A 16,752-nucleotide genomic window follows, 5' to 3' on the forward strand; every position below is an offset into this window, starting at 1 on the left:
TCGTATTCTTCGTTCTCAGTCCGGGCGCAGCGCCTTCAGTGCGGCGTCGAAGGCTGCGGTGCCGCGCCGCAGGTCGGCGGTGATCCGGCCGTCCTGCATCGAGATCAACCGGTGGGCCAGCGCCGCCTCGCGCCGCAAATGGGTCGCGACCAGCAGCGTGTGGCCTGCCGCCTGGACATCGAGGCGTTGCAACACATCGTGGGCGGTCGCAGTGTCCAATGCCTCGGTGGGTTCGTCCAGCAGCCAGAGCGGCACGTCGCGCAGCATCAACCGCGCCAGCGCGAGCCGCCGCGACTGGCCGCCCGAGAGTCCGAGTCCGCCCTCGCCCAGCGGCGTGTCGAGTCCGGCGGCCATCGCGCGCACTTCCTGCGACAGGCCGGCGGCCTGTAAAACGGCCCACAGCCGGGCATCGCCGGCGCCCGGATCGGCCAGCCGGAGGTTGTCGCGCAGGCTGTCCTGGAACAGCTCCGTGCGCTGCGTCAGCAGGCAGTGCGGCGCGCAGCGCAGCGCGCCGGAGGCGGCTGCGAACTCGCCGGCGACCAGGGCCAGCAAGGTGGACTTGCCGGCGCCGCTGGGCCCGACCAGCGCGACCCGCTCGCCGGTGGCCAGCGTCAGGGAGATGTCGTGCAGCGCCGGCGCCCGGCTGCCGGGGTGGGCCGCGACGACCCGCGCGAGGCAGAGCGCCAGGCCGGCGTCGGATGGTGCGGCCGGCCATGCGGTCGCGGCCACCGCGGCGGGCAGGCCCGGCGCGAGGCGGGGCCCCAGGCGCCGCGCCGCCAGCCACGCGCGGCCAGCCTCGAGCGCGCCGCGGCGCAAGGCGGCGAAGGGTTCGAGCGCGGTGAGCGCCACCAGCAGCGCCAGTGCCGCCGCGGGCGCGCCGATCGCGCGATCGCCCACCAGCGCGGCAGCCGCCAGCAGCACCGCCACCAAGGTCAGCGTGCCGGCCATGCCGTAGGCCATGCCGGCGCGCACCTCGAGCCGGTTGAGCGCATGGTCCGCGTTCGCCAGATGGCGATCGGCCGCGGCCAGCGCCTCGCACTGCGCCTCGCTCCTGCCGGCCATGACCAGCTCGGTCTGGCCCGACACCAGGTCGGCGGCCCGGGCCCGCAGCGCTTCCATCGCATGCGCGCGCCGCAGCGCCGCCGGCCGGCCCCGCACCGCCACCGCCAGCGCGATGCCCCAGCCCGCCACGACCAGCCACAGCGCCAGCGCAACGCCGATCCAGGCGTTCATGAAGCCCAGCACGACGCCGGCGAACAGCGCCGCACCGAGCGCCGCGACGGCCGGCACCAGCAGCCGGAGGTAGAAGGATTCGAGGGCGTCGATGTCGGCCGTCAGGCGGAACAGCAGGCGCGCCGGCCGGGCCAGCAGCCGGCGTGCCGCATCGGGGCGGGCCCAGCCGCGGAACAGGCGCTCGCGCAGCGCGGCCAGCACGCCGAAGGTGGCGTCGTGCGTGACCAGCCGCTCGGCGTAGCGCGAACCGGTGCGGCCCAGCGCCAGCAGGCGGATGCCGGCCGAAGGCATGAAGACATCAAAGCGCAGGGCCGTGGCGGCCTGCAGCCCGGCCAGCGCGGTGGCGCTGATGAACCAGCCGGAGAGGCCCAGCAGCCCCATGCCCATCAGCACCGTCAGCAGCGCCAGCGCGGCGCCGAGGGCCAGGCGGCGCGGCTGCGCCTGCCAGAAGGCCGCGAGCACCGGCCGCAGGTCGCGCCAGTGCTTCATGCGGCCTCCTTGGCCGGCAGGTGGTCGAGCCGGATCACGCGGCCCATGCGGGCGGCCAGTACCGGGTCGTGGGTGGCGGCGATCAGCGTCTTGCCGCGCGCCAGCTGCATCAGGGCATCGACCACCCGTTCCGCGGTCTCGCTGTCGAGGTGCGCGGTCGGCTCGTCGACCAGCAGCAGATCGGCCCCTGGCTGCGCTGCCACGCGCGCCAGCGCCAGCCGCACCGCCTCGCCGCCCGACAGGCCGCCGCCGCCCTCCCCCAGCGCGACGCCGGGGCGGGCCTGGGCGACGCCGTCGAGCGCGGCGAAGCGCATCGCGGCCTCCACCTGCGCCGTCTGCACGCCGGCCCGTCCGAGCGCCACGTTGGCCTGCACCGAGCCGGCGAAGACATGCGGCTTCTGGCCCATCCACGCCATGCGCGCGCGCAACGCGGCCGCCGTCTCGTCGGACAGCGGCACGCCGCCGATCAGGATCTCGCCGCGCTGCGCCGGGAGCAGGCCGGCGATCAGGCTCAGCAGCGCTGTCTTGCCCGAGCCGCTGGGCCCCATCAGGGCAACGTGCTCGCCTGCCGCCACGCGCAGGTCGTAGTGGTCGAAGAAAGCCGCCTCGCCGGCATGCGAGAAGCACAGGCCCTGCACGCGGATCGCAGGCGCGCCGGGCGTGCCAACCGGCGGACACGGCCGTTCGCCTGTCGAAGCGGCGCCGGGCAGCGCGATCCCACCCTCGCAGAGGCGAGCCAGCGATGCCAGCGCGGCTTCGCCGGCCGCGCGGTCATGCCAGACCGCCGACAGCTCCCGCAGCGGCTCGAAGAAGGCCGGCGCCAGCAGCAGGATGAACAGCCCTTCGCCCAGGCTCAGCGTGCGGCCCCAGGTGCCGAAGCCGAGGGTGCCCAGCAGATGGAAGCCGACGTACGCCGCCACCATCGCGACACCGAGCGCCGAGAACAGCTCCAGCACCGCCGACGACAGGAAGGCGATGCGCAGCACCGCCATCGTGCGGGTCCGCAGCGATTGGGCCGACTCGCCCAGGCGCCGTGCGGTGGCGTCGACCGCATCGAGCGCACGCAAGGTCGCGAGGCCGCGCAGGCGATCGAGCAGGAAGCCGTTCATGCCGCCCAGTTCGACCATCTGCGCGTCGCTCGCGGCCCGTGCGCGCCAGCCCACGATGGCCATGAAGATCGGGATCAGCGGCGCCGCCACCAGCAGCACGGCGGCCGCCACCCAGGACAGGCAGGCCACCACCGCGACGATGACCAGCGGCACCACCGTCGCCCGCCAGCGCGCCGGTCCGTAGCGCACCAGGTAGGGCACGACCGCCTCGGCCTGCTCGGCGATCACGCTGGCGGCGAGGCCCGCGGCCGGGCGCGCACTGTCCATCGGCGAACGCGCGGCCAGCGCGGCCGCGACCCGGGCCCGCAGCGCGGACAAGTGCAGCCGCGCCTGCGCATACACGCGCCGGGCGCCCCAGGCCTCCGCCGCCGCCCGCAGCAGCCCGAGCAGCAGGATCCCGGCCGCCGGCCAGAACACCGCGGCCGGGCCCTCGCCCGCCCCGAGCCGCTGCACCGCCCAGGCCAGCAGCGCCGCCTGCGGCACCCAGAGCAGCGCGGCGGCGCCCTGGACCAGGCTGGCGAACGAAGGGGTGGCGGTGTTCACGTATTAAAGTTCTGTAATTTCAGTATTTACTGAAAACTCACGAATCATACGGGATGTGCGCCCTCGCTGCAGGGCCGCGGGTTGTTAAGCTAACAGAAGCCCGTGACGCGCGGGGCACTCTCGGTGCCCGCGCCGGCGCACGTGGGCAGCGCTCAGGCCGAGACGAGCAGGCCGCAGGCCAGCAGGGCCGCGAACAGGCCGAGCACCGCGCGCCAGGTGGCGGGCCGCGATTCGACCCAGCGATAGAGCAGCGTCGCGGCTGCGATCGACAGCGCGAAAGTCACCAGCAGGCCCATCAGGTCGATCCACGGTGTGTCCGGCAACAGATGGCTCATCGCCGCGCTGACCAGCAGCAGCACCGGGAAGTGGATCAGGAACAGCGAATACGAAATGCGGCCGAGCCGCACCAGCGGCGCGCCGATGCGAGGCCAGGCGGCGGGTGCCAGTCCGTCGCGATGCTGCACCACGGCCACGGCCAGTGCGGTGACCAACGCGATCGCGATGCGGCTGCGCCAGTCGAGCGCCAGCGCCGCGGCGCCGACCAGCGCGAGCAGCAGCACCGCGTAGCGCCAGGTGCTGTCGCGGGTCGCGCGGCCGATCCAGAAGACCAGCATGCCCAGCCCGTACGAGCCGAAGAAATAGATCGCCGTGACATCGAGTTCCTGCCGGCGGTTGAACACCGCCAGCGAAGCCACCACCAGCGCCAGCACGAGGCCGGCCACCAGCCAGCGCGACCGCTCGCGGCCCAGCGCCCAGCGCCGCTGCAGCAGCTCCGACAGGCCGATCGCCGCCAGCGCCAGCACGAACAGCTGGAAGTCGATGGCCACGTACCAGACCCCGGTCGAAAGAGCGTCGAATCCCAGCAGGTCCTGCAGCAGCAGGCCATGCGCCAGCAGCTGGGCCAGGCCGGGCGCGGCCGGCACCGCGTCGCCGTCGAGCCAGGGCCGCACCAGCGCGGCGACCAGCACGCTGAAGCTGAGCGCCGCCAGGTAAGGCATGACCAGACGCCCGTAGCGCTGGCCGACACGCGCCAGCGGGCGGTCGACCCGCAGCACGCCATCAGGCGCCAGGCTGCCGGCCGCCAGGAAGCCGGCCAGCACCAGGAAGACCTGCACCGCCAGCCGGCCGTCCTCGGCCAGCCAGTCGAACAGCGCCGGCGCGAGGACCGAAGCGCCTTCCTGCAGCGGCCCGTAGCGCGCCAGGTGATGGCCGACGATCAGCGCGCAGGCCACGCCCTTGACCGCGTCCAGCAGCGGCATCCGGCCCAGGGCCGCCCCTCGCAGTGTCACGGTCCTAGAGCGCGAGACGGCGGCGGGCGTCGAAGTATTCGCGCTTGAGCTTTTCGACGAAGGCCGCGGCGCTCGCGACCTCGGTCACCGCGCCGATGCCCTGGCCCGAGCCCCAGATGTCCTTCCAGGCCTTGGCCTTGCTGCCTTCGCCGCCGCCGAAGTTCATGGTCTTGAGGTCGCCTTCGGGCAGGTTGGCCGGGTCCATGCCGGCGGCCACGATGCTCGGCGCCAGGTAGTTGCCGTGCACGCCGGTGAACAGGTTCGAGTAGACGATGTCGTCGGAGCTGCCGTCGACGATCGCCTGCTTGTACTCGTCGCTCGCGCGGGCTTCCTCGGTGGCGATGAAGGCGGTGCCGATGTAGGCGAAGTCGGCGCCCATGGCCTGCGCCGCGAGCACCGCGTCGCCGGTGGCGATCGAGCCCGACAGCGCGACCGGGCCGTCGAACCACTGGCGGATTTCCTGGATCAGGGCAAACGGGCTCTTCACGCCCGCATGGCCGCCGGCGCCGGCCGCCACCGCGATCAGGCCGTCGGCGCCCTTCTCGATCGCCTTCTTCGCGAAGCTGTTGTTGATGATGTCGTGCAGGGTCACGCCGCCGTAGCTGTGGACCGCATCGTTGACGTCGGTGCGCGCACCGAGCGAGGTGATGACGATCGGCACCTTGTACTTCACGACCATTGCCATGTCGTGCTCGAGCCGGTCATTGCTCTTGTGCACGATCTGGTTGATGGCGAAAGGCGCCGCCGGCTTGTCGGGATTGGCCTTGTTGTAGGCGGCCAGTTCCTCGGTGATCTCGATCAGCCATTCCTCGAGCTGCGCGGCCGGGCGCGCATTGAGCGCCGGCATCGAGCCCACCACCCCGGCCTTGCACTGGGCGATCACCAGCTTGGGGTTGCTGATGATGAACAGCGGCGAGCCAATGATGGGCAGTGGAAGGTTGGCGAGCACGGGCGGCAACTTGGACATGGAGTCTCCGGAATTCGATGAATGAGATCTGTTGTTAGAAGGATTCGAACGCGAGGGCGGTGACGCTGTCGGCGCCCTCCACGATGCTGTCGCGCAGGCCCGGCGCCTTGTTCAGGATGTGCTCGGCATAGAAGCGCGCGGTGGCGATCTTGGCCTTCATGAAGGCGACATCGGTGCCGGCCTTGGCGAGGTCTTCGGCCACCAGCAGCGAGCGCGCCAGCTGCCAGCCGGCCACCACGTTGCCCGCCAGCATCAGGTAGGGCACGCTGCCCGCGAACACCGCGTTCGGCGACGCCTTGGTCTGGCCAGCGACGAAGCCGGCCACGTCCACGAAGGCTTCGCGCGCGGCCTTGAGCCTCTTTGCCACCGCTCGCGCATCGGCGCTGTCGCGCTTGGCGAGTTCGCCTTCGGTCTTCTCGATCTGGGCGGCGATGGCCTTGGCCGTCTGGCCGCCGTCGCGCGCGGTCTTGCGGCCCACCAGGTCGTTGGCCTGGATCGCGGTCGTGCCTTCGTAGATGGTCAGGATCTTGGCGTCGCGCAGGTATTGCGCCGCGCCGGTCTCCTCGATGAAGCCCATGCCGCCATGCACCTGGACGCCCAGCGAGGCCACCTCCAGGCTCATTTCGGTGCTGTAGCCCTTGACCAGCGGCACCATGAATTCGTAGAAGGCCTGGTTCTGCTTGCGCGTCTCGGCGTCGGGGTGGTGATGGGTCGCGTCGTAGGCGGCCGCGGCCACGGCGGCCATCGCGCGGCAGCCTTCGGTGTAGGCGCGCATCGTCATCAGCATGCGCTTCACGTCGGGGTGATGGATGATCGGCGCGCTGGCGTTGATGGAGCCGTCGACCGGACGGCTTTGCACGCGGTCCTTGGCGTAGGCCACGGCGTGCTGGTAGGCGCGCTCGGCGATCGCGATGCCCTGCATGCCCACCGCGTAGCGGGCCGAGTTCATCATGATGAACATGTACTCGAGGCCGCGGTTCTCCTGGCCCACGAGGTAGCCGATCGCGCCGCCGTGGTCGCCATACTGGAGGACGGCCGTCGGCGAGGCCTTGATGCCCAGCTTGTGCTCGATGCTGACGCAATGGACGTCGTTGCGTTCACCCAGAGAGCCGTCCTTGTTCACCATGAACTTCGGCACCACGAACAGGCTGATGCCCTTCACGCCTTCGGGCGCGCCCGTGACGCGGGCCAGCACCAGATGGACGATGTTCTCGGCCATGTCGTGCTCACCGTAGGTGATGAAGATCTTGGTGCCGAACACCTTGTAGGTGCCGTCCGCCTGCGGCTCGGCGCGGCTGCGCACCATCGCGAGGTCGCTGCCGGCCTGGGGCTCGGTCAGGTTCATGGTGCCGGTCCACTGGCCGCTGACCAGCTTCTCGAGGTAGGTCGCCTTGAGTTCGTCGGAGCCGGCCGTCAGCAAGGCTTCCGTGGCACCGTCCGTCAGCAGCGGGCACAGCGCAAAGCTCATGTTGGCCGAGTTGAGCATCTCGACGCAGGCCGCGCCGATGGCCTTGGGCAGGCCCTGGCCGCCGAAGTCCGCCGGATGCTGCAGCCCTTGCCAGCCGCCCGCCACGTACTGGGCAAAGGCTTCCTTGAAGCCCGGCGTGGTCGTGACCTTGCCGTCCTTGAACGACGAAGGATTGCGGTCGCCGTCCACGTTCAGCGGCGCGATCACGTCCTGGTTGAAGCGGGCGCATTCCTCGAGCACCGCCTGGGCGGTTTCGAGGCCGGCGTCTTCGAGGCCCGGCATCTGAGCCACCTGCGCGATGTTCGCGAGATGCTCGATGTCGAACAGCATGTCCTTGAGGGGGGCGATATAGCTCATGTGCGTCTCCTGCGGCCTCTAGTGCCGGATACCAACCGATGTGAAAAAGGGCACCGCGAACGATGCCCTTCGGCTCACATGTCTCGAAGTGTCAGAGGGCCTTGACCAGTTCCGGCACGGCCGTGAACAGGTCGGCCACCAGGCCGTAGTCGGCCACCGAGAAGATCGGGGCTTCTTCGTCCTTGTTGATCGCCACGATCACCTTGGAGTCCTTCATGCCCGCCAGATGCTGGATCGCGCCCGAGATGCCGCAGGCGATGTAGAGCTGCGGGGCGACGATCTTGCCGGTCTGGCCGACCTGCCAGTCGTTCGGGGCGTAACCCGCGTCCACCGCAGCGCGGCTGGCGCCCAAGCCCGCGTTGAGCTTGTCCGCCAAAGGCGCCATCACTTCCTGGAACTTCTCGGCGCTGCCCAGGGCCCGGCCGCCCGAGACGATGATCTTGGCGGCGGTCAGTTCGGGGCGCTCGCTCTTGGTGACTTCGCGGCCGACGAAGCTCGATTTGCCGCTGTCGGCGACGCCGTCGACGGTTTCGATCGCTGCGCTGCCGCCCGTGGCGGCTGCCGCATCGAAGCCCGTGGTGCGCACCGTGACGACCTTGATCGCATCGCTGCTCTGCACGATCGCAATCGCATTGCCCGCGTAGATCGGACGCTCGAAGGTGTCGGGGCTGTCGACCTTGGTGATGTCGCTGATCTGGGCGACATCCAGCAGGGCTGCCACGCGCGGCGCCACGTTCTTGCCGTTGGCGGTCGAGGGGAACAGGATGTGGCTGTAGTTCTTCGCGATCGAGAGGACCTGGGCGGCGACGTTCTCGGCCAGGTTCTCGGCCAGGGACGGGCTGTCGGCGACGATCACCTTGGCCACGCCGGCCACCTGGCTCGCGGCCTTGCCGGCTTCGGCGGCGTTGGCACCGGCCACCAGCACGTGGACGTCGCCACTGGCGCAGGCGATGCCGGCGGTGACGGTGTTGAGGGTCGCCGGCTTCAGCGTGGCGTGGTCGTGTTCGGCAATAACAAGTACGGTCATGATCAGATCACCTTGGCTTCGTTCTTCAGCTTGTCGACGAGGGTCGCCACGTCGGGCACCTTGATGCCGGCACCCCGCTTCGGCGGCTCGCTGACCTTCAGGGTCTTCAGGCGCGGCTTCACGTCCACGCCAAGGTCTTCCGGCTTGAACGTGTCCAGTTGCTTCTTCTTCGCCTTCATGATGTTGGGCAGGGTCACGTAGCGCGGCTCGTTCAGGCGCAGGTCGCTGGTGATGACGGCCGGGAGCGAGAGAGACAGGGTTTCGAGGCCGCCATCGACTTCGCGGGTGACGCTCACCTTGTCGCCGGCGACTTCAACCTTCGAGGCGAAGGTGGCTTGCGGCAGATCGGCCAAGGCCGCCAGCATCTGGCCGGTCTGGTTGTTGTCGTCGTCGATCGCCTGCTTGCCCAGGATGATGAGGCCGGGCTGCTCCTTGTCGACCAGCGCCTTCAGCAGCTTGGCGACGGCCAGCGGCTGCAGTTCTTCGGTGGTCTCGACCAGGATGCCGCGGTCGGCGCCGATGGCCATCGCGGTGCGCAGGGTCTCCTGGCACTTCGCGTCGCCGCACGAGACCGCGATGATCTCGGTGGCGGCGCCCTTTTCCTTCAGGCGCACGGCTTCTTCGACGGCGATCTCGTCGAAGGGGTTCATGCTCATCTTCACGTTGGCAATATCGACACCGGTGCCGTCGCTCTTCACGCGCACCTTGACGTTGTAGTCGACGACCCGCTTGACGGGAACAAGAATCTTCATTGGTTTGACTCCATTGAATTGCGAAACCGGGGCTTGCAGGCAGCAGGCGATTTTAGGCGCCGGCCTCCGCGAGAACTGTTCATTTCAATCAGGGGGCGACGCCGGGGCCGCAGAAATAGAACGGTCGTGCTTTTTTGTGATTATAGGCGACCCGCATCGGCAAGAGAAGTAGCGGCTGGTAACGACTCGACATGCAGCACGCTCTGCGGGTAGGGAATGGCGATGCCTGCCGTGCGCAGGCCTTCGAGAATGGCGACGTTGATGGCCGACCGCACGTTGTCCCGGCCCTTGTCCGGATCGGCGACCCAGAAGTTGAGCGTGAACTCGAGCCCATGGGGCGCGAAGGTCAAGAGGAAGGCGACCGGCGCCGGATCGCTCAGGACGCGCGGCTGCGCCGCCGCCGCGGCGCACAGGATGTCCTGCACCCGCGCCACGTCGCTGTCGTAGCCAACCACGATCGTGGTCGTGATGTTGAACTTGCGGTCGGCCAGCGACAGGTTCTCGACCCGGCTCGTGATCAGCGATTCGTTCGGCACGATCGACTCGCGGCCATTGCCCGCCCGCACCAGCGTGTAGCGGGTCTTGATGTCGGTGATGCGACCCTCGAAGCCATCGACGCGGACGTTGTCGCCGATGCGGATCGAGCGCTCGAGCAGGATCACGAAGCCGCTCACGTAGTTGGCCGCCAGCTTCTGCAAGCCGAAGCCCAAGCCGACCCCGAGCGCGCCGCCCAGCACCGACAGCGCGGTCAGGTCCACCCCCACCGCCGACAGCGCGAACAGCAGGCCGATCAGCAGCAGAAAGGCACGGATCGCGTTCGATGCCACCTTGCGCATCGACAGGTCGGCCACCGCCTCGCGCAGGATCCGTTTCTCGATGGTCTGCGAGATCCACAGGGCGATCACCATCACCAGGCCGGCCGACAGCGTGCCGTCCATGATGGTGCGCAGGCTCACGCGCGTGCGGCCGAACGCCAGGGTGATCTCGTCGAGTTCGGCCAGCACCGGCTGCAGCAGGCCGACGATCCAGAGCACGGCGCCGATCCAGGCCAGCCACGAGATGGTGCGCTCGACCAGCCGCGCCATCGCGGAGGCCGGAAACACGGCGCTCAGCACGCGGGCGAAAAAGCGGATCGCGACCAGCGACACGAACACCGACACCGCGATGCGCAGCACCAGCACCGGCTGGTAGACCCCGGTGGCGCGCCGCGCCAGGTCGGTGAAGACCAGCGCCAGCAGCGGGAACAGCAGGCCGTCGATGGTGCGCTGGCCGAACCAGATCGAATCCTTGGGCTGGTCGCGGCCGAACCAGCGGCTGAGGCCCCAGGCGACCAGCACGCAGCCGACCAGGATGGCGACCTCGATCCAGACGCTGCGGGCCTCGATCTGCGAAAGTTTCTGGGTGAACTCGGTGAAATTCATCTAGAGATCGGCGAGCACGCGCACGTGCTCCTCGACGCTGCGCGCCAGGGCGTCGAGGTTGTAGCCGCCCTCCAGCATCGAGACGATGCGGCCCTTTGAATGGCGCCGCGCGACGTCGACCACGCGGCTGGTGATCCAGCCGAAGTCGTGCTCGTTGAGCCGCAGCTGCCCCAACTCGTCGTCGCGGTGGGCATCGAAGCCGGCGCTGACGAAGATCATCTGCGGCTTGAACTCCTCCAGCCGCGGCATCCAGCAGGCCTCGATCAGCTCGCGCACGTCCATGCCCTTGGTGTACGCCGGCACCGGCAGGTTGAGCATGTTCGGCGCCGGGTGCTCGGTGCCGCTGTACGGATAGAACGGATGCTGGAAGATCCCGACCATCAGCACCCGCGGGTCGTTGCTCAGGATGTCCTCGGTGCCGTTGCCGTGGTGGACGTCGAAATCGACCACCGCGACCCGCTCCAGCCCGTGGGCCTCGATCGCATGGCGCACCGCGACCGCGATGTTGTTGAAGAAGCAGAAGCCCATCGCCTTGTCGCGGCAGGCGTGGTGGCCGGGCGGACGCACGGCGCAGAAGGCGTTGTCGACCTGGCCGCCGATCACCGCGTCGGTGGCGGCGATGGCGGCGCCGGCGGCGCGTCGGGCAGCCAGCACCGTGAAGCGCGTGAGCGTGGTGTCGGGGTCGATCTGCGCATGGTCCGGCCCCCCGGCCGGCGCGTCCTCGATCAGGCGCTGGCTCAATGCCTCGAGGTGCTCCATGTGGGCCACGCTGTGCGCGCGCGTGATCTGGGGCAAGGTGGCCAGCGGCACCTCGATGCGCTCCAGGGCGTCGCCGACGCCGGTGACGAGCAAGCGGTCTTCGATCGCGTCGAGCCGCGCAGGGCATTCGGGATGGCCCGGCCCCATGTCGTGCTTCCAGCAATCGCGGTGTGTGAAATAGCCGGTCTTACCCATGATCGATTCACGCCGTATCCCCACGCGGCATGGGCCCGCCGGGGCTTTACGGTATTGTTTGCATATGGATACAAAAATGGACGTCGCCGCGAAGCTCGCCAGTTTGCTCGGTCAGCTTAACACGGTCATCGTGGGCAAAGAGGCGCAGGTGCGCGACTGCGTGGCCTGCCTGCTGGCGGGTGGCCACCTGCTGATCGAGGACGTGCCGGGGGTCGGCAAGACCACCCTCGCGCACGCCCTGTCGCATACCTTCGGGCTGCACTTCTCGCGCGTCCAGTTCACGGCCGACCTGATGCCGGGCGACCTCTCGGGGGTCGCCATCTACGACCGCGGCCAGCAGGCCTTCGTGTTCCATCCCGGGCCGGTCTTCGCCCAGGTGCTGCTGGCCGACGAGATCAACCGCGCCAGCCCCAAGACCCAGAGCGCGCTGCTCGAGGCCATGGAAGAAAAGCAGGTCACGGTCGAGGGCGAGACCCGGCCGCTGCCGACGCCCTTCTTCGTCATCGCGACCCAGAACCCGCATGACCAGCTGGGCACCTTCGCCTTGCCCGAGTCGCAGCTCGACCGCTTCCTGATGCGGATCTCGCTCGGCTACCCCGACCGCGCCGCCGAGCGCGAATTGCTCGCGGGCGCCGACCGGCGCGAGATGCTGGCCGGCCTGCCCGCCCTGCTGACCGCCGGGGAGCTCACGGCGCTGCAGCAGCGGGTGCTGCAGGTCCATGCCTCCGAGCCGCTGCTGAACTACCTGCAGGACCTGATGGCCGCGACCCGCTCGGGCCGCTGGTTCCTGCAGGGCCTGTCGCCGCGCGCCGGCATCGCGGTGCTGCGGGCCGCCAAGGCGCAGGCGCTGCTGGCCAACCGCGACTACGTGGCGCCGGACGACGTCCAGGCAGTGCTGCCGCAGACCATCGGGCACCGGCTCACCCCCGTCGGCGACGCCGGCCGCGGCGCGATCGAGCAGGTGCGCGCCATGATCGCCGCCGTGCCGCTGCCGTGACGACGCCGGCGCCGGGCCGCTCCCGAGGCGAATTCCGGAGCGCTGCCGCGCGGAGGTCGCTCGTCGCGCCGTTGCGCCGGCGCATCGACCGCTGGTTCCTGAGCCGGCGCCCGCCGTCCGATGCGCTCGAACTGACCCAGCGCAACGTCTACATCGTGCCGACCCCGGCCGGCTGGATGCTGGCGGCCACGCTGCTCCTGCTACTGGTCGCATCGATCAACTACCAGCTCAATCTCGGCTACCTGCTGACCTTCCTGCTGGCCGGCAGCGTGGCGGTCGGCATGCATGTATGCCACGGCACGCTGCGCGGCCTGGCGCTGCACCTGCTCACGCCCGAGCCGCGCTACGCCGGTGCCGCCGCGGTGTTCCGCGTGGTGCTCGACAACACGCGGCGGCGCACGCGCTACGGCATCGGCCTGGCGGTGCACCGCAGCGGCCAGTGGGCCTGGTGCGACGTGCCGGCCGAAGGCAGCGCCACGGTCGAGGTGGCCTTCAGGCCCGAGCGGCGCGGCCTGCACCCGGTGCCCACGCTGACCGCCGAGACCCGCTTTCCGCTCGGCACCTTCCGGGTCTGGACCGTGTGGCGGCCGGCCTCGCAGGTGCTGGTCTACCCGGCGCCCGAGACCCATCCGCCGCCGCTGCCGGCCGGCGAGCCGCTGGCCGGCCCGGCCGCCTCGACCGCGCTGCGCGCCCATGCCGCGGGCGAGTACGACGGCGTGCGCGCCTACCGCCGCGGCGATCCGCTGAAGCTGGTGGTGTGGAAGCGCGCGGCGCAGGCCCAGGCCCGGGGCTCGGAAGACCTCGTGAGCCGCGACACCCAGCAGGCCCAGCGGCAGGAGCTCTGGCTCGACGCCCAGGCCACCGGCCTGCCCGGCCTCGAAGCACGGGTCTCCCGGCTCTGCGCCTGGGTGCTGATGGCCGACCGGCTGGGCGTGGACTACGGCCTGCGGGTCGCCGGCCGCGTGCTGCCGCCATCGCAGGGCGAGGCCCACAAGCGGCAATGCCTGGAGGCGCTGGCCCTATGCTGAGCACCCGGCTCCAGGCCCTGCCGCGCGACGCCCGCGACACCCTCTTCCTGCTGGCCGTGATCGGCCTGATCCTGCTGCCGCAGCTGCCCAACCTGCCGTGGTGGTGCAGCACGCTGGCCGCCATCGTTCTGCTCTGGCGCGGCACGCTGGCGGCGCAGGGCCGGCCGCTGCCCGCCCGGGGCTGGCGCATCGCCCTGCTCGCGCTGACGCTGGTCGCGACCTACATCACCTACCGCACGCTGCTCGGCCGCGATGCCGGCGTGACGCTGGTGGTGATCCTGCTGGCGCTCAAGACGCTCGAGCTGCGCGCCCGCCGCGACGCCTTCGTGATCTTCTTCCTGGGCTTCTTCACGATGCTCACGAATTTCTTCTATTCGCAGTCGCTCGCCACCGCCTTCGCGATGCTGCTGGCGCTGCTGGGGCTGCTGACGGCGCTGGTCAATGCCCACATGCCGGTGGGCAAGCCGCCGCTGATGCAGGCCGCGCGCACGGCCGGCGGCATGGCGCTGCTGGGGGCGCCGATCATGCTGGTGCTGTTCATGCTCTTTCCGCGCATGGCGCCGCTGTGGGGCACGCCGAACGACGCCATGACCGGGCGCACCGGGCTCTCCAACACGATGCGCGTGGGCAGCGTGGCCGAACTCGCGCTCGACGAAGGCATCGCCGCGCGCATCAGGTTCGACGACGACCGGGTGCCGCCGCGCACGACGCTCTACTTCCGCGGCCCTGTGCTGTCGAAGTTCGACGGCCGCGAATGGAGCGCCCCGCCGCCCTTCTCGCGCAGCGCCGCGCCGCGGAACCTGCGCGTGCGCGGAACCCCGGTCGGCTACGAGGTCACGCTCGAACCCTCGAACCGGCCCTGGGTACTCACCCTGGACGCGGCGCCGAGACGGCCCGAGCTGGCGGGCTACGAGCTGTTCGCGACCCCCGAACTGCAGTGGGTCGCCACCCGCCCGATCGGCGACCTGGTGCGCTACCGCGCCGAGAGCTACGCCGAGTTCGAGAGCGGCCCGACGCGGCGCAGCGCGGTGCTGCAGGACGAGGTGGCGCTGCCGCCGGGCTCGAATCCGCGCACCGTCGCGCTGGCGGCGCAGATGCGCGCCGATCCGGCGCTGGCCGGTGCCTCGACCCCGGCCCTGGTGCAGAACGTGCTGCAGCGGCTGCGCACCGGCGGCTATGCCTACACGCTGGAGCCGGGCCTGTTCGGCGACGACAGCGCCGACGAGTTCTGGTTCGACCGCAAGGCCGGCTTCTGCGAGCACATCGCCTCGTCCTTCGTGGTGCTGATGCGTGCGCTGGACATCCCGGCGCGCATCGTCACCGGCTACCAGGGCGGCGAGATCAACGGCGTCGACAACTTCTGGGTGGTGCGCAACAGCGACGCCCATGCCTGGGCCGAGGTCTGGCAGCAGGGCGTCGGCTGGGTCCGGGTCGACCCGACCGGCGCGATCTCGCCCGACCGGGTCGGCCAGTTCCGCCGCTTGGCTCCGCAGCCCGGCCTGATCGCCGGCGCCATCGGCGCCATGAACCCGACCCTGTCGCAGAACCTGCGCGCCGCCTGGGAGGCGGTCAACAACGGCTGGAACCAGTGGGTGCTGAACTACACGCAGAGCCGCCAGCTGGACCTGCTCAAGACCCTCGGCTTCACGGCGCCCAGCCTGCAGGACCTGGCGCTGGTGCTGCTCGCGCTGCTGGTCGCCGCCAGCCTCGCGGGCGCCGGCTGGACGCTCTGGGAGCGCAGCCAGCACGACCCCTGGCTGCGGCTGCTGGGCCGGGCCCGCGAACGGCTCCGGCAGGCCGGTGTCGAGGTGCCCGAAAGCGCCTCGCCGCGCCAGATGGCGCAGCGGCTGTCGGAGCGCTTCGGCAGCGGCGCGGAACCGGCACGCCAATGGCTGCTGCGCCTCGAGGCGCAACGCTATGCGAAGGCGCCCGGCGATGCCCTGTCGGCCCTGCGCAGCGAATTCAGGCGGCTCGCATGGCCGCGCTGAAACCACATGTGTCGTTTCGGGGCGGCCTGCGCCGCAACGGCACAATCGAAGCGATGCGACGCCTTCTTTCCCATGCCCTGCCGGCCTTCCTGCTGGCGGCCACCTTTCTCGCGGCGGTGCCGGTCGCGGCCCAGGCCGCCAAGGACAAGCGCCACGCGGCCGTGCGCGGCGGCATCTCCTACGCCACCCGCGCCGACGCCATGCAGTTCGCCGACGAGGTGGCGGCGCGGCGCGGTCTCGATCCGGCCTGGGTGCGCGCGACCATCGGCAACGCACGCCAGCTTCCCAACGTGCCGCGGCTGATGCTGCCGGCACCGAGCGGCACGCCGAAGAACTGGCAGGTCTACCGCAGCCGTTTCATCGACCCGGTGCGCATCGCGGCCGGCGTTCGCTTCTGGCGCGACAACGCCGCCACGCTCGCGCGCGCCGAGGCGACCTACGGCGTGCCGCCCGAGATCATCGTCGGCATCGTCGGCGTCGAGACCATCTACGGCCGCAACATGGGCAGCTTCCGCGTGATCGACGCGCTGGCCACACTGGCTTTCGACTTCCCCGAGGCCCACCCGCGCGCGGCCGAACGGCAGGCCTTCTTCCGCGGCGAACTCGAAAGCTTCCTCAGCACCGAGAGCCGCACCGCCGAAAACCCGCTGGTGCCGCTGGGCAGCTATGCGGGCGCCATGGGCATGCCGCAGTTCATGCCGAGCAGCATCGCGAAGTACGCGGTCGACTTCGACGGCGACGGCCGCATCGACCTGGTCCACAACCCGGCCGACGTGATCGGCTCGGTGGCGAGCTATTTCAAGGGCTTCGGCTGGCAGCCGGGCGTGGCGCCGGTCTTTCCGGTGAGCTTCGACCCGACCCGGCTCCAGAAGCAGGTGCTGCTGGCGCCGGACATCGTGCCGACCTTCAGCGCCGATGCCTTCGTCGCCGGCGGTGCGCTGCTCCAGGGCGAGGCGCTGCGCCATCCCGGCCTGCTGGCGCTGATCGAACTGCAGAACGGCTACGAGCCGCCCAGCTATGTCGCGGGCACCAAGAACTTCTACGTGATCACGCGCTACAACTGGAGCAGCTACTACGCGATGTCGGTGATCGAACTCGGCCGCGAAGTGCGAACCGCGATGGAGCAGTAG

13 protein-coding genes are annotated in these 16,752 nt (G+C 70.4%); 4 read left to right on the forward strand and 9 right to left on the reverse strand.

Annotated elements, in window-relative coordinates; genetic code table 11:
* Positions 1–15: 15 nt before the first annotated feature.
* From QTI68_RS22605 to QTI68_RS22645, 9 genes are all read right to left on the reverse strand, one after another.
* Positions 16–1,722 carry an amino acid ABC transporter ATP-binding/permease protein gene (locus QTI68_RS22605; RefSeq protein WP_286524685.1) on the reverse strand — a complete coding sequence of 569 codons (1,707 nt, stop codon included), beginning with the start codon at positions 1,720–1,722 and terminating at the stop codon, positions 16–18.
* The gene (gene cydD, locus QTI68_RS22610) at positions 1,719–3,374 is read right to left on the reverse strand and encodes a thiol reductant ABC exporter subunit CydD (RefSeq protein ID WP_286524687.1); all 1,656 of its coding nucleotides are present in this window, start codon (positions 3,372–3,374) and stop codon (positions 1,719–1,721) included. Before cydD ends, QTI68_RS22605 begins: the two co-directional genes overlap by 4 nt.
* A gap of 152 nt (positions 3,375–3,526) precedes the next feature.
* Positions 3,527–4,633, reverse strand: coding sequence for an acyltransferase family protein (locus QTI68_RS22615; RefSeq protein WP_503011730.1), 1,107 nt, complete (start codon positions 4,631–4,633; stop codon positions 3,527–3,529).
* 34 nt (positions 4,634–4,667) lie between these two features.
* Positions 4,668–5,630: an NAD(P)H-dependent flavin oxidoreductase gene (locus QTI68_RS22620; protein WP_286524691.1), complete on the reverse strand. Its 963-nt coding sequence runs from the start codon at positions 5,628–5,630 to the stop codon at positions 4,668–4,670.
* Between the two features lie 34 nt (positions 5,631–5,664).
* Positions 5,665–7,455, reverse strand: coding sequence for an acyl-CoA dehydrogenase (locus QTI68_RS22625; RefSeq protein ID WP_286524692.1), 1,791 nt, complete (start codon positions 7,453–7,455; stop codon positions 5,665–5,667).
* Positions 7,456–7,546: 91 nt separating this feature from the next.
* Positions 7,547–8,482, reverse strand: coding sequence for an electron transfer flavoprotein subunit alpha/FixB family protein (locus tag QTI68_RS22630; RefSeq protein WP_286524695.1), 936 nt, complete (start codon positions 8,480–8,482; stop codon positions 7,547–7,549).
* A 2-nt stretch (positions 8,483–8,484) separates the two neighbouring features.
* Positions 8,485–9,234, reverse strand: a complete 750-nt coding sequence (locus QTI68_RS22635) for an electron transfer flavoprotein subunit beta/FixA family protein (protein ID WP_286523927.1) — start codon at positions 9,232–9,234, stop codon at positions 8,485–8,487.
* Positions 9,235–9,374: 140 nt separating this feature from the next.
* Positions 9,375–10,655: a mechanosensitive ion channel family protein gene (locus QTI68_RS22640; RefSeq protein WP_286524696.1), complete on the reverse strand. Its 1,281-nt coding sequence runs from the start codon at positions 10,653–10,655 to the stop codon at positions 9,375–9,377.
* Entirely contained in the window at positions 10,656–11,609 is a 954-nt protein-coding gene (locus QTI68_RS22645) for a histone deacetylase family protein (RefSeq protein WP_286524697.1), read from the reverse strand.
* A gap of 76 nt (positions 11,610–11,685) precedes the next feature.
* Here QTI68_RS22645 and QTI68_RS22650 point away from each other — a divergent pair, with 76 nt between their 5' ends.
* The 4 genes from QTI68_RS22650 (at position 11,686) to mltB (ending at position 16,752) form a co-directional block, all read left to right on the forward strand.
* On the forward strand, positions 11,686–12,606 hold the full coding sequence (locus tag QTI68_RS22650) for an AAA family ATPase (protein ID WP_286524698.1): 921 nt from the start codon (positions 11,686–11,688) through the stop codon (positions 12,604–12,606).
* Between the two features lie 71 nt (positions 12,607–12,677).
* Complete coding sequence (locus tag QTI68_RS22655; protein ID WP_286524875.1) at positions 12,678–13,634, forward strand: DUF58 domain-containing protein; 957 nt, start codon at positions 12,678–12,680, stop codon at positions 13,632–13,634.
* On the forward strand, positions 13,628–15,622 hold the full coding sequence (locus QTI68_RS22660) for a transglutaminase TgpA family protein (protein WP_286524701.1): 1,995 nt from the start codon (positions 13,628–13,630) through the stop codon (positions 15,620–15,622). Before QTI68_RS22655 ends, QTI68_RS22660 begins: the two co-directional genes overlap by 7 nt.
* A 53-nt stretch (positions 15,623–15,675) precedes the next feature.
* A complete protein-coding gene (gene mltB / locus QTI68_RS22665) occupies positions 15,676–16,752 on the forward strand; it encodes a lytic murein transglycosylase B (protein WP_286524708.1) in 1,077 nt (358 codons plus the stop codon).

This window comes from Variovorax sp. J31P207 (assembly GCF_030316965.1).
Taxonomy (GTDB): domain Bacteria; phylum Pseudomonadota; class Gammaproteobacteria; order Burkholderiales; family Burkholderiaceae_C; genus Variovorax; species Variovorax ginsengisoli_B.

Coding starts and splice junctions, on each gene's coding strand:
- QTI68_RS22615 (WP_503011730.1), bottom strand. CDS start 4,633: ATGCCGCTGCTGGACGCGGTCAAGGGCGTGGCCTGCGCGCTGATCGTC.
- QTI68_RS22650 (WP_286524698.1), top strand. CDS start 11,686: ATGGACGTCGCCGCGAAGCTCGCCAGTTTGCTCGGTCAGCTTAACACG.
- QTI68_RS22630 (WP_286524695.1), bottom strand. CDS start 8,482: ATGACCGTACTTGTTATTGCCGAACACGACCACGCCACGCTGAAGCCG.
- QTI68_RS22620 (WP_286524691.1), bottom strand. CDS start 5,630: ATGTCCAAGTTGCCGCCCGTGCTCGCCAACCTTCCACTGCCCATCATT.
- QTI68_RS22605 (WP_286524685.1), bottom strand. CDS start 1,722: ATGAAGCACTGGCGCGACCTGCGGCCGGTGCTCGCGGCCTTCTGGCAG.
- mltB (WP_286524708.1), top strand. CDS start 15,676: ATGCGACGCCTTCTTTCCCATGCCCTGCCGGCCTTCCTGCTGGCGGCC.
- QTI68_RS22625 (WP_286524692.1), bottom strand. CDS start 7,455: ATGAGCTATATCGCCCCCCTCAAGGACATGCTGTTCGACATCGAGCAT.
- QTI68_RS22635 (WP_286523927.1), bottom strand. CDS start 9,234: ATGAAGATTCTTGTTCCCGTCAAGCGGGTCGTCGACTACAACGTCAAG.
- QTI68_RS22660 (WP_286524701.1), top strand. CDS start 13,628: ATGCTGAGCACCCGGCTCCAGGCCCTGCCGCGCGACGCCCGCGACACC.
- QTI68_RS22645 (WP_286524697.1), bottom strand. CDS start 11,609: ATGGGTAAGACCGGCTATTTCACACACCGCGATTGCTGGAAGCACGAC.
- QTI68_RS22640 (WP_286524696.1), bottom strand. CDS start 10,655: ATGAATTTCACCGAGTTCACCCAGAAACTTTCGCAGATCGAGGCCCGC.